General features: G+C 71.4%; 9 protein-coding genes. 2 read left to right on the forward strand and 7 right to left on the reverse strand.

The features are described 5' to 3' along the window. The first annotated feature begins 314 nt into the window (after nucleotides 1-314). A complete protein-coding gene (locus HET64_RS29240; RefSeq protein WP_215110164.1) occupies nucleotides 315-1,076 on the forward strand; it encodes an IclR family transcriptional regulator in 762 nt (253 codons plus the stop codon). Nucleotides 1,077-1,095: 19 nt separating this feature from the next. Here HET64_RS29240 and HET64_RS29245 read toward each other — a convergent pair whose 3' ends face one another. After that, nucleotides 1,096-1,734 carry a DUF1345 domain-containing protein gene (locus HET64_RS29245; protein ID WP_215110165.1) on the reverse strand — a complete coding sequence of 213 codons (639 nt, stop codon included), beginning with the start codon at nucleotides 1,732-1,734 and terminating at the stop codon, nucleotides 1,096-1,098. Between the two features lie 248 nt (nucleotides 1,735-1,982). On the opposite strand from HET64_RS29245, the gene HET64_RS29250 reads away from it, so the two are divergent. Beyond that, complete coding sequence (locus HET64_RS29250) at nucleotides 1,983-4,298, forward strand: FdhF/YdeP family oxidoreductase (protein WP_215110166.1); 2,316 nt, start codon at nucleotides 1,983-1,985, stop codon at nucleotides 4,296-4,298. A 74-nt stretch (nucleotides 4,299-4,372) separates the two neighbouring features. Here HET64_RS29250 and HET64_RS29255 read toward each other — a convergent pair whose 3' ends face one another. The 6 genes from HET64_RS29255 to HET64_RS29280 all read right to left on the reverse strand — a co-directional run. Next, the gene (locus HET64_RS29255) at nucleotides 4,373-4,531 is read right to left on the reverse strand and encodes a hypothetical protein (RefSeq protein WP_215110167.1); all 159 of its coding nucleotides are present in this window, start codon (nucleotides 4,529-4,531) and stop codon (nucleotides 4,373-4,375) included. 7 nt (nucleotides 4,532-4,538) lie between these two features. Next, nucleotides 4,539-7,085 carry an ATP-dependent Clp protease ATP-binding subunit gene (locus tag HET64_RS29260; RefSeq protein WP_215110168.1) on the reverse strand — a complete coding sequence of 849 codons (2,547 nt, stop codon included), beginning with the start codon at nucleotides 7,083-7,085 and terminating at the stop codon, nucleotides 4,539-4,541. 118 nt (nucleotides 7,086-7,203) lie between these two features. Beyond that, on the reverse strand, nucleotides 7,204-8,928 hold the full coding sequence (locus HET64_RS29265) for an acyl-CoA dehydrogenase family protein (RefSeq protein ID WP_215110169.1): 1,725 nt from the start codon (nucleotides 8,926-8,928) through the stop codon (nucleotides 7,204-7,206). Between the two features lie 63 nt (nucleotides 8,929-8,991). After that, entirely contained in the window at nucleotides 8,992-9,558 is a 567-nt protein-coding gene (locus HET64_RS29270; protein ID WP_215110170.1) for a PadR family transcriptional regulator, read from the reverse strand. A gap of 62 nt (nucleotides 9,559-9,620) precedes the next feature. Beyond that, nucleotides 9,621-10,916, reverse strand: coding sequence for a sodium:proton antiporter (locus HET64_RS29275; RefSeq protein WP_215110171.1), 1,296 nt, complete (start codon nucleotides 10,914-10,916; stop codon nucleotides 9,621-9,623). 28 nt (nucleotides 10,917-10,944) lie between these two features. After that, a partial coding sequence (locus tag HET64_RS29280) for a CocE/NonD family hydrolase (RefSeq protein ID WP_215110172.1) occupies nucleotides 10,945-12,427 on the reverse strand: 1,483 nt, incomplete at its 5' end.

Genomic DNA, 12,427 nt, shown 5'->3' on the forward strand with positions numbered 1-12,427 from the left:
CGCCCGCCCCCAGCACGGCGGCCAGCCGATAACCCCCCACAACAGCCGGGTCATCGGCCCCGAGCGGCTGGAACGGATCGGTCGAAGGTGCACTGCTCATTAGGAACCATCCCCCTGGTCACGGCAGTCCGGAGCCCGCACGCGCCCCGAAGATCAGACGAGAGCGTACCGAATGCCGGGGCCGGGTCAGGGCCTGGCCGCACCGGAGGCGTACCGCGGCGGCGCACGCTCCGTACGGGGCCGGGGCCGGCGCCTTCCCGCCCGCCCGCCGGAGCGGCCTTGCCGCTCCCCGGCACCGGGTCCATGCTGGTGCCATGGGTGACCAGGCCGGCCCCGAGCCGGGGATGTCCGTCCGGCAGGACCTCCGGTTGCTGGAGGCCGCCGGGGCGCACCGGGACGGCGCCTCCGTGCGGCAGCTGGCCCAGGAGGCCGGGTTGCCCGAACCCACAGCCCGTCGGCTCCTGCACGAGCTCGCCCGGGACGGCTATCTGCACGAGCTGGACCACGACGCGTTCACCCTCCGTGAGCGCGACTCGCTGTGGCACGCCGCCATCGACGGCCAGGCGCTGCGGGAGCAGATCCGCCCGCTGCTGTCGTCGCTGCGCGACAGTCTGTCCGCCGCCGCCTACCTGACGTTGTACGACGAGGGGGAGATCCGGGTCCTGGAGATCGTCGACAGCCCGCATGCCCCGCGGGTGGATCTGTGGGTCGGCTTCCACGAGGCCGGACACGCCACCGCGCTCGGCAAGAGCGTGCTCCGCGAGCTGGACGAGGAGGCCCGCGCCAACTACCTCTCCCGGCACTCGCTGGCCGGCCTCACCCCCCGCACCATCACCTCCCGGGAGGAGCTGCTGCGGCAGCTCGACTCCGCCCCCGCGGGCCCGCTCTCCCTGGACCGGGGGGAGTACGCGCCGGGCACGACGTGCGCGGCGGCACCCGTGTACAGCGGTGACCAGGTCGGCTCGATCGGCATCTCGTTCCGGTCGGACCGGATGTACCGGACCACCGAGGTCAGGGCACGGTTGCTGGAGTCGGCGCTGCGCGTCACACGGCGCCTGACCCTTCCGGGGTTCTGACGTCTCCGCGCCGAAGGGCTCAGCCGGTGACGATGCCCGCGACCAGGTTGATCGTGGTGGCCAGGATGCTCGCGCCGAAGACGTACGACAGCAGGCAGTGCCGGAGGGCGACCGCGCGAATCCCGGAGGTGGAGACGTTGGTGTCCGAGACCTGGTAGGTCATGCCCAGGTTGTAGCTGAAGTAGAGGAAGTCGATGTAGCGCGGCGGTTCCCTCGTGTTGAAGTCGATCCCGCCTCCGGGCGGCCGGTAGTAGATGTACGCGTAGCGGGCGGCGTACATCAGATGGAGCGCCGCCCAGGACATGAACACGCCGCAGAGGGCCAGGGCGGCCGCCGCGTGGCTCAGGTCGGAGTCACCGATCAGGAGCAGCAGCACGATACCGACCAGTCCGGACAGGGCGGCCGCGACGACGACCAGTTCCTCCGCGACGGGCCGGAACGCTTCGCGCCGGGCGTTGTCGTGGGTGGCGGTGGCGTCCATCGGCCACAGAACGAGCCATCCCGCGACGACGAAGAGGGTCTCCGCTGCGGCGATGCCGACGAGGAAGCCCAGCGGCGCGTTGGCGAGCAGAACGCCGGCCAGTGCGCCGACGGCGGCTCCGACCACCGCGGAGCCGGCGAGCCGGGGAACGGCGGGAAGCAGGAACCGGCTGTTCATGGGGGCCTCACGTGTGCTGGCCGAGGAGCTTGGCGTCCCTGCTCCGCAGGGGCTCCCCGCGGAGCGGGCCGGACCGTGTCAGCGTAGGCGCGCGTCGTCCGGGACGCAGCCCGGAGCGACCCGCCGCAGCCGAGTGGCAGCCCGGAATCGCCGGACATAGCCTGCCCGGAAGGACCCGTTTTCGCCCCGCCCTGACCCGTCCGGTCCGCCGAATCGCCCATACCCGCAGGTGAAAGGGTGGAAGTGCCGTGAGCACCGACAACGAAGCGCAGGAACCCCTGGAGCCCCGGGTCGGTCCCGTTCCCGAGGCCGATCCGCGGTTCCGGCCCTACCGCCATCCCGCCGCGGGCTGGGGGGCGGCGAAGAGCGTGACCCGCTTCCTGGTGGAGGAACGCGCGCTGGTGGACGGGCCGCGGGCCATCATGAAGATGAACCATGAGAACGGCGGGTTCGACTGCCCCGGGTGCGCGTGGCCCGACGACACCAAGGGCCTGCACCTGGACATCTGCGAGAACGGGATCAAGCACGTCACCTGGGAGATGACCCGCAAGCGCGTGGACCGCGCGTTCTTCGCCGCGCACTCGGTGGCCGAGCTGTCGGGGTGGAGCGACTACGACCTGGAGAACCAGGGCCGGCTGACCGAGCCGATGGTGTACGACCCCGCCTCCGACCACTACGTCCCGATCAGCTGGAAGGACGCGTTCGAGGTGGTCGGAGCGACCCTGCGCGGGCTCGACAGCCCGCACCGGGCGGCGTACTACACCTCCGGACGGCTCGGCAACGAGGCGACTTTCCTCTACCAGTTGATGGCCCGCGAGCTGGGCACGAACAATCTGCCGGACTGCTCCAACATGTGCCACGAGGCCAGCGGGCGGGCCCTCCAGGCGTCCCTCGGCACCGGAAAGGGGACGGTCGACCTCAAGGACTGGGAGTCCGCGGACGCCTTGTTCATCCTGGGTGTCAACGCCGCGTCGAACGCGCCCCGGATGCTCACCGCCCTCGCCGAGGCCCACCGCCGTGGCGCGCAGATCGTGCACGTCAACCCGCTGGTCGAGGCGGCGGCCACCCGCACCATCGTCCCGCACGACTTCACGGACATGGCGCTGTTCAAGACCACCCGGACCAGCACGCTGAACGTCCAGCCGCGCATCGGCGGCGACATGGCGCTGCTCCGTGGCATGGCCAAGGCGGTCCTGGAGAAGTCGGCGAGCGACCCCAGGGCCCTGGACGTCACGTTCATCGAGCGCCACACCACCGGCTTCGAGGAGTACCGGGCGCTGTGCGAGGCCACGCCCTGGGAGGAGCTGGAGCACCAGTCCGGGCTGAGCCGCGCCGACATCCTCAAGGCGGCGCAGGTGTACGGGGAGGCCGACCGCTCCATCGTGAGCTGGTGTCTGGGCCTCACCCAGCACGAGCACGGCGTCGACACCGTCCGCGAGATCGTCAACCTCCTGCTGCTGCGCGGCAATCTGGGCCGGGAGGGCGCGGGCCCCTCGCCCGTGCGCGGCCACAGCAACGTCCAGGGCAACCGCACGTGCGGCATCGACCACCGGCCCACCGACGCGTTCCTGGACCGGCTGGCCGAGGCGTGCAGGATCGACCCGCCCCGCGAACACGGCCTGGACACCGTCCGTACGATCCGGGCGATGCGGGACGGCGAGGTGACGGTGTTCGTCGGGATGGGCGGCAACTTCGCGCTCGCCGCGCCCGACACCCCGGCCACGTACGCGGCACTGCGCTCCTGCGCCCTCACCGTCCAGGTGAGCACCAAGCTGAACCGCAGCCATGTCGTCCACGGCCGCGCGGCCCTCATCCTGCCGTGCCTCGGACGCACCGAGAAGGACCACCAGCGCAAGGGGGTCCAGAGCACCTCGGTCGAGGACTCGATGAGCATGGTCCACCTGTCCGTCGGGATGAAGCGCCCCGCCTCCCCGCACCTGCTGTCCGAGCCGGCCATCGTCGCCGGGATGGCGCGCGCCGCCCTGCCGGACAGCCGGACTCCGTGGGACTGGTACATCGAGGACTACGACCGGATCCGGGACACGATGGCCGAGGCGCTGGACGGTTTCGAGGACTTCAACCGCCGGGTCCGCCTGCCGCTGGGTTTCCGCATCAAGCAGCCCGCCCGCGAACTGGTCTTCCTGACCCCGTCCGGGCGTGCGGAGTTCTCCGCGGCCGCCCTGCCCGACGTCGTGCCCGGGGCCGGCACCCTGGCGCTCGGCACGATGCGGTCGCACGACCAGTGGAACACCACCATCTACTCCGACAACGACCGCTACCGGGGTATCAAGAACCTGCGCACGCTGGTCTTCATGAACCGGGCCGACATGCGTGAGCGCGGGATCGGGGACATGGGGCCCGTCGACATCACGAGCACGGCGAGGGACGGCGGCGAGAGGTTCCTGAACGGCTACACGGCGATCCCGTACGACATCCCGCGCGGCTGTGCGGCCGGTTACATGCCGGAGATGAACGTGCTGGTCGCTCTGGGTGACTACAGCACCCAGAGCGACCAGCCGATCATGAAACACGTCAAGGTGAGGATCGTCCCGGCCGCCGCCTGACCGTACGTCGGAGCGGGACGCACCCTCCAGGAGGCGTCCCGCTCGTTCATGGCGGCCCGGCCCGGGCCCGGCGTCTACTTGTCCTGATCCGGGGGAAGGTCCACTTCCTCGCGGTCCTCCTCCAGGCGCTCCTCGAGTCGCTTCTCGTCCGGGCGTCGGGGCATTCCGCGGCTGTGGCCGGTGTCGGGGTCGCCCTCGACCTCTTCGTTCGACTTGTGGTGGTGATGGGACATCGGTCACTCACTCCTTGCCGTCGGGGGTGGCGGTCGCCGCGGCGACCTCGTCGGCCGCGGGGGTCCTGGCGGCGTCGCCCTTGCGGACGGTGCAGTGCAGGGAGTCGTCGATCACGTCGGCGACGATCGTGTCCCCGGGGTCGGCCTCGCCGCCGAGCAGCAGGGAGGCGACCCGGTTGTCCAGTTCGGTCTGGATCGTGCGGCGCAGCGGGCGCGCGCCGAACTCCGGCTGGTAGCCGTGGGCGACCAGGAGCTTCTTCGCCGCCTCCGTGACCTCCAGGGTCATGCCCTGGGCGTGGACCCGGTGCTTGCTGCGGTCCAGCAGGTGCTCGACGATCTCGGACAGGTCGTCCTCGGTGAGGCTGTGGAAGACGATGATGTCGTCGATGCGATTGAGGAACTCGGGCAGGAACCGGCCGCGCAGGTCCTCCATCAGCTCGTCCTTGAGCTCGGCGGCGTCGCCCCGGTGGGCCAGGATGCGGTGGGCGCCGATGTTGGACGTCATGATGACGACGCAGTGGCGGAAGTCGACCGTCCGGCCCTGGCCGTCGGTGAGCCGGCCGTCATCGAGGATCTGCAGCAGCGTGTTGAAGACGTCGGGGTGCGCCTTCTCCACCTCGTCGAACAGCACCACGCTGTAGGGGTTGCGCCGCACCTTCTCGGTCAGCTGGCCGGCCTCGTCGTAGCCGACGTATCCGGGCGGCGCTCCGACGAGCCGGGCGACCGTGTGCTTCTCCTGGAACTCGCTCATGTCGAACCGGACCATGCGGTCGTCCGCGCCGAACAGCAGCTCGGCCAGCGTCTTGGCGAGTTCGGTCTTGCCTACGCCGGTGGGCCCGAGGAAGAGGAACGAGCCGACGGGCCTGTTCGGGTCACCCATGCCCGCGCGGTTGCGCCGTACGGCTTCGGAGACGGCGGTGACCGCCTCGTCCTGGCCGACGATCCTGGCGTGCATCTCCTCCTCCAGCTTGAGGAGCTTCTCCTTCTCGCCGGCGGTGAGCTGGGAGACCGGGATGCCGGTGCGGCGGGAGACGATGTCGGCGATGTCGGAGGCGGTGACCGAGACGACGCCCTCGCGGCGTTCCTCGATCCCGGCGAGTTCCCCCTGCACCTCGGCGATCTGCCGCTTCAGCCCGGAGGCCTTCTCGAACTCCTCGCCGGCGACGGCCTCGTCCTTCTCGCGCCGCAGCTTCGCGAGGCGGTCCTCGCGGCTGACGACCTCGGTGGAGCGGTTGGCGCTGCGCAGCCGTACACGGGCCCCGGCCTGGTCCATCAGGTCGATGGCCTTGTCGGGCAGGAAGCGGTCGCTGATGTAGCGGTCGGACAGCTCGGCCGCCGCGGTCAGGGCCCCGTCGGCGAAGCGGACCTGGTGGTGGGCCTCGTAGGCGTCCCGCAGCCCTTCGAGGATCTGTACGGTCTCCTCGACGGTCGGCTCCGGGATCAGGACGGGCTGGAAGCGGCGCTCCAGGGCGGCGTCCTTCTCGATGTGCTTGCGGTACTCGTCGATCGTGGTCGCGCCCACGACATGGAGCTCGCCGCGGGCGAGGGCGGGCTTGAGCATGTTGCCCGCGTCCATCGAGCCCTCACCCGTGGCGCCCGCGCCGACGACGGTGTGGAGTTCGTCGATGAAGAGGATGATCTCCCCTTCGGCCTTCTGCACGTCCTCGATGACCTTCTTCAGCCGCTCCTCGAACTGGCCCCGGTACTGGGCCCCGGCGACCATGCCGGACAGGTCGAGCGAGACGACCCGCTTGTCCTTGAGGGTGTCGGGCACCTCGCCCGCGACGATGCTCTGGGCGAGGCCCTCCACGATGGCGGTCTTCCCGACGCCGGGCTCACCGATGAGGACGGGGTTGTTCTTGGAGCGCCTCGAGAGGATCTCGATGGTCTGCTCGATCTCGTCGGCCCGCCCGACGACGGGGTCGAGCTTCCCCGCCTTCGCCTCCTCCGTCAGGTCCCGGCCGAACTCGTCCAGGGTCGTCGACGGCTGCTTCCCTCCGCCGGATGCCCCGTCCCCGCCGGCCGCCCGGTCCGTGGCGCCGCGCAGCTTCCCCACGTCCAGGTCGTCCGCGCCCAGGAAGCGGGAAGCCCCGGAGTCCGCGTCGTCGATGAGCGCGCCCAGGATGTGCTCGGGGCCGATGTAGGACACCCCCGCCGCCTGCGAGCGGGCGTAGGCGGCGGTGAGGGTCCGCTTGGCCGCCGGGGTGAGACCGGGCTCGGCGGACGGTTCGCCGGATTCCCGGGGCAGCACCGCGTCGAGCTGTGCCGCGAGGTCGTCGGGGTCGACCCCGGCCCGGGAGAGCAGCCCGCGCGAGGGCTCGACCTGGGTCGCCGCCCACAGCAGGTGCTCGGTGTCGAGGTCCGCCGTTCCGTCGTCGGCCGCCTTGCTCGTGGCCCGGCCCAGCAGTTCGTGGGAGGACTCCGTCAGCAGCCGCCCGATCGGGACGCGCTGCATGGCCGGGGGCGAGGAGGCGGGCGACATGCCGAAGAACCGGTTCAACAGGTCACTGAACGGATCGGACGGACCGCGAGGTGAACCGAACGCCATCGACATGTCAGCTCCAGGAGGGCGAGGGGGCTCTCCCACTCAAACGCGATGTCCACCGCCCCGCAAACGGAACGGGTCCCAGCCCTCGCACCGGCCCCCACCCTCGCCCCCGGCCGGGAGCGGGCTACTCCGCCATCTCGTACGCCCCCGACAGCGCCTCGACGCGCTCCCAGATCCGCGCCGAACGGGCCGCGTCGACGACGGGGCGGCGTACCGCTCCGAGCGCCCAGCTCTGCTGGTCCTCGGTGGCGGAGTCCTTGCCGTGCAGCTCGACGGCGTGCGCGGAGAAATCGCGTACGAGCACGGCGAACAGCTCGTCGAGCAGTTCCTCGTCCAGGCCGGTCAGGCGGGCCTGCTCCAGGATCAGCTGGCCGTGGACGACGAGCGCGAACAGCTGGCCGACGGCGAGGAGGAGGTCGAGGTCGCGGCTCTGCTCCTCGTCGGGGGCGGCCGTCTCGACGAAGGCGCACAGGGCGTCCGCCTGCTCGCGGAAGCGGGCGACGTTCTCCACTTCGGCGTACGCGTCGAACGCGGTGCGCCAGTCGTGGAAGCGTACGGAGCCGAGGCCGCGCGCCGGCCCCTGCCGGAAGAGGAACGCGTCGTCGGCGGCGTCGAGGCGGGTGGGGACTGCGGGGTAGTCGACCGGGTTCAGCAGGTGGTTCCGCATGAACTTGAGGATCAGCGCGAGGTTCACGTGGACCGTGCCCTCCAGCTTCGGCAGGCCCCGGATCTCGACGGCGGCCTGGGCGAAGTAGTTGTCCTTCTCGAAACCCTTGGCGGCGATGACGTCCCACATGAGGTCGATGACCTTCTCGCCCTCCGTGGTCACCTTCATCTTCGTCATCGGGTTGAAGAGCAGGTAGCGGCGGTCCTCGGGCCCGGCGGAGCGGAAGTAGTCGACGGCACGGTCGCTGAACAGCTTCATCCCGACGAGCCGGACGTAGGCGTCGGTCAGCTCGCGGCGCACGTGCGGGAAGGCGGTGACGGGGCGGCCGTAGAGGATGCGGTTGCTCGCGTGGGTGACGGCCTCGTACATCGCGTGCTCGCAGATGCCGATGGAGGCGGTGCAGAGGTTGAACTTGCCGACGTTCACGGTGTTGAGCGCGGCGTCGAAGGCGGCGCGGCCGGTGTGCAGGATGTCGGCGGGGGCCACCGGGTAGCCGTCGAGGCGGAACTCGCTGACGTACTTGGAGGAGTCGACGACGTTCTTCACCAGGTGGTACGCCTCGTGGCGGCTGTCGGCCGCGAAGAAGACGTAACCGTCGGGCCCCTCGACGTCCGTGCGACGGCCGAAGACGGAGACGAGACCGGCGGCGTTGCCGTTGCCGATGTAGTACTTGGAGCCGGAGGCCCGGAAGCCGCCGACGGCCTCGCTGTCCGGCTCCAGCAGCATGTCGGTGGAGTAGATGTCGGCGCCATGGGTCTTCTCGGAGAGGCCGAAGGCGAACACCTCGCCCCGGGAGAGGAGCTCGGCCGCCCGGTCGCGGGCGACGGCGTTGTCGCTCTGCCAGACCGGGCCGAGACCGAGGATGGTCACCTGCCAGGCGTACCAGTAGTCCAGGCCGTAGAACCCGAAGATCTCGTTGAGTGCGGCGATCCGGGCGGTGTCCCAGCGCCGGTCCTCGTCGCGCGCGGCGGAGGCCGGGGTGAGGAAGGTGGCGAACAGGCCCTCCTTCGCGGAGAAGGCGAGGAAGTCGCCCAGCCAGGCGCGGGAGCGGTAGTCCTCGATCAGCCGGCGCTTGCCGCGCTCCTCGAACCAGTCGACGGTGGCGCGCAGCAGCCTGCGGGTCTCCGGGTCGAAGTGCTCGGGGTCGTAGGTGCGCGGGTTGAACAGCAAGGACTCAGCCATGGCGGTGCCTTCCGGGAAGGGTGAGGGTTCTGGTGGTCACGGGGACCGGGGCCGGGGCGCCGTTCAGGCGTCCGGCCCCGTGGCCGCGAGCCGGTTGAGGGTGTCGAGTACGTCGTCGAGCCAGGCGATCGTCATGCGCTCGAACGCGATGCCGCCGCGCAGCACGACGTGCTGGAGCTCCTGGCCCGCGTCCGGAGGCACGGGGGCGTCGGGCCCGGTGAAGTCGCGCAGTTCCCCGGCGAGGTAGTGCGCGAGCCGGTCCCGGTGCACCTGGTGGTGCCGCTCGACCTCGCGGATCAGGGCGGCCGGGTCGTCGAAGGCCGCGCCCCGGATCTTCACGGCGAGGTCGTGCCGGAGGCTCTCCGGTTCGATCGGCTTGTGCAGCCACGCGGCGAGGGCCGCGCGGCCCGGCCCGGTCACGGAGTACTCCTTCTTGTCCGGCCGGCTCTGCTGCGGCACCTCGCGGACGAGGAGCAGGCCGTCGGTCACCATCCGCCCGAGCACGCGGTAGATCTGCTGGTGGGTGGCGGTCCAGAAGTACCCGATGGACCGCTCGAACCGCCGGGCCAGCTCATAGCCGGAGCCGGGCTTCTCCAGCAGGGAGACGAGGATCGCGTGGTCGAGGGCCATACCGCGATCCTTCTATGCAACTCGTTGCATAGACAAGTCGTGGGGCCCCGGTGAGACACGGCTCACCCGGGCTCGGGGCCGGGGCGTGTACGGGCATCGCGTCGGGAGGACTCGGCCGAGCGCCGGTCGAGGTAGGAGGTCACCGGGGCCGCCGCGACCCCGTGGACCACCACGGAGATCAGGACGGCGAAGACGACGACCGCCCACATCTCCCTCTCGTACGGCCCGAAGTCCCCCTCTCCGAAGGCGTAGGCGAGATAGAAGAGCGAGCCGATGCCCCGGATCCCGAAGAAGGCGATGGCCGCGCGCTCCTCCGGGCGGCCCGGACCGCGCAGCTGGGCGAGCAGGCCGGCGGCCGGGCGGATGAGGAGGTGCAGCAGCACGCCGACCGCCGCCCCCCTCCAGGTGAGCGCGGCCAGACCGCCCGAGGCCACATAGGCGCCCACGCCGAACATCAGCAGGGCCATCAGCAGGCGTTCGATCTGCTCGACGAAGGCGTGCATCACCTGGTGGTAGCCGTGGCTGTGCTCCGACCGGCGCAGGGCGCACGCGGTGACGAAGACCGCGAGGAAGCCGTAGCCGTGCAGAGCCTCGGTGAGGCCGTAGGCCAGGAAGGTCGCCGCCAGCGCCACGAACCCCTCGCCCTGTTCGGCGAGTCTCAGCGATCCGGCGCGGGACCGGAAGAGCACCCGCCCCAGCAGGAGGCCGATGGCGAGGCCCGCCGCCACGCCCACGGAGGTCCGTACGAGCACGTCGCTCCAGGCCCAGTGCGCCGGCCATCCCCCGGTCCAGCTCTCCCCCGCGGCGGCCAGGGCGACGGCCGCGAGGACGAACGGAAAGGCGAGGCCGTCGTTGAGTCCGGCCTCGCTCGTCAGCGCGAAGCGGACCTCGTCCTCGTCGTTCTTCTCGGCGGACGGCTCCCCCACGCGCACCTCGGAGGCGAGGACGGGGTCCGTCGGCGCGAGGACGGCGGCCACCAGGAGCGCCACGGACACCGGCCAGCCGAGCAGTCCCCACACGGCCAGCGCCGTCGCCCCGATCGTCAGGGGCATCGCCAGCCCGAGCAGCCGCCAGGTCGAGGCCCAGGACCTCCACCCGAAGGGGCGGTTGATGGCCAGCCCCGCTCCCATCAGCGAGACGATCACGCAGAGCTCGCTGAGGTGGTGCACCCAGAGGCGGTCGGCGACCGGGTCGACCTCCGGCAGCGGCAGCGGCGTCAGATAGAGGGCCACTCCGGCGGCCAGGAAGACGATCGGCACGGAGACCGGGAGACGGGAGAGCAACCGGGGCAGCACCGCGGCCAGGAACGCCCCGATGCCGAGGCACCCGTACACCGCGCCCTCGGTGGTGATCGTCACGTCCGGCCTCGTCCTCCCGGTCGGGTCATCAGGCCAGATCCCGGGGAACGGTCTCGTTCCAGGTGCGGGAGAAGACCCGGCGGCCGGCTTCGTAACCGTCCAGCGTGGCGTCGACGGTGAACGCGTCCGCGTTCGCCGTCAGGACGGTGCTCGTCTCGACCCGGACGTCCCAGCCGGGCCTGGAGAACCGCATGGTCCATGCGGACCGGGCGCTCGGGGAGGTGAAGTCGTCGGCCACGGAGGTGTACTTCTCGCAGGCCCGCAGCCCCACCTCGATGCCGTTCTCCTCGTACCGCTGCATGCCCCGGTCCTTCACGATGTCCAGGGCCGAGTGGTAGTCGACCAGGCTCCTGGAGACGTCCCACGCCTGCTCGGGCTCGGTCAGCCGGGTGACGGGGGGCGGCCGGCAGCCCTCCGGCTCGCCGAAGTCCGTCTGGGGCATGCCGTCCGGCTCCTCGATGGGGCGCACGGGCAGGGTCAGGGCGCCGCCGTCCCCGTGGACGGTGAGCAGGACGGGTTCCGGCGCCGGCCACACCAGGGGCCAGTACGAGGTCGAGAGGGAGAGCCGGACCCGGTGGCCGGACGGGAACGCCTGCGCGACCCCGTTCAGCGGGATGCGGACCTGGCAGCGCCGGCCGGGCTCCAGTGGTTCGGGGTGCTCGTCGCTCTCGCGGTGGGTCAGGTTCAGTACGCCGTACGTCACCCGGGTGGCGCGGCCGTCGGGGGCGACGTCGGAGATCCTGGCCGTGATCTGGGCGACCGGGGCGGAGGCGGAGACCTCCAGGGCGACGGAGGGCGAGCCGAGGATCTCCAGCCGGTCGGCGAGCGGTTCGGTCTCGAAGACCAGGGAGCCGCCGTCCTCCTCGCGCTGGTCGTAGGGCAGGTCGGGCGGAGCGTTGTACGAGGCCCACTTGCCGGCGAACTGGCCCACGGAGAGCGGCGAGCGCACCGTACGGTCACGGCCGGGCGGAGCCGCCTCCTCCGTGTCCGCCGTCACGATGGCGGAGCCCCGCAGCGGGTGCACCACTTCCTCGACCCGCGGCGAGGGCCAGGAGGGTTCGGCGACCCAGCGGCCGGGGCGCTCCTGGTAGGACGTGGACGGCGGGACGCTGTCCTGCATCCAGGTCCGGAGCATCGGCCCGTCCATCACCCCGTTGTCGACGCCCTTGAGCCAGTGGTCCCACCACGCGACGACTTCCTGGAGGTAGCCGATGGCCGGACCGGGCTCGCCGAGGTGCGGCAGCGTGTGGGACCAGGGGCCGATCAGCCCCTTGCGGGGGACGTCCACGTTGGCCAGGAGCCGGGTGACGGCGTTGGAGTAGCCGTCCGCCCAGCCGCTGGAGGCGAGGACGGGGCAGCGCAGCCGCGCGTAGTCCTCGTTGAGGGACGCGTGCTGCCAGTAGGCGTCGCGGCGCGGGTGGCGGAGCCATTCCAGCACCCAGGGGCGGGCGGCCTCCAGCCGCTCCCGCCACATGGCGCGCCACCGCTCCCCCACGAGGGCGGGGTCGGGC

It is taken from the genome of Streptomyces sp. McG3 (genome assembly GCF_018619185.1).
In the GTDB taxonomy this organism is placed as follows: domain Bacteria; phylum Actinomycetota; class Actinomycetes; order Streptomycetales; family Streptomycetaceae; genus Streptomyces.

What these genes read in the sequence shown, in the direction of transcription:
- HET64_RS29240 (WP_215110164.1), top strand. Translation starts at nt 315, where the DNA reads ATGGGTGACCAGGCCGGCCCCGAGCCGGGGATGTCCGTCCGGCAGGAC.
- HET64_RS29245 (WP_215110165.1), bottom strand. Translation starts at nt 1,734, where the DNA reads ATGAACAGCCGGTTCCTGCTTCCCGCCGTTCCCCGGCTCGCCGGCTCC.
- HET64_RS29255 (WP_215110167.1), bottom strand. Translation starts at nt 4,531, where the DNA reads ATGTCCCATCACCACCACAAGTCGAACGAAGAGGTCGAGGGCGACCCC.
- HET64_RS29260 (WP_215110168.1), bottom strand. Translation starts at nt 7,085, where the DNA reads ATGTCGATGGCGTTCGGTTCACCTCGCGGTCCGTCCGATCCGTTCAGT.
- HET64_RS29265 (WP_215110169.1), bottom strand. Translation starts at nt 8,928, where the DNA reads ATGGCTGAGTCCTTGCTGTTCAACCCGCGCACCTACGACCCCGAGCAC.
- HET64_RS29270 (WP_215110170.1), bottom strand. Translation starts at nt 9,558, where the DNA reads ATGGCCCTCGACCACGCGATCCTCGTCTCCCTGCTGGAGAAGCCCGGC.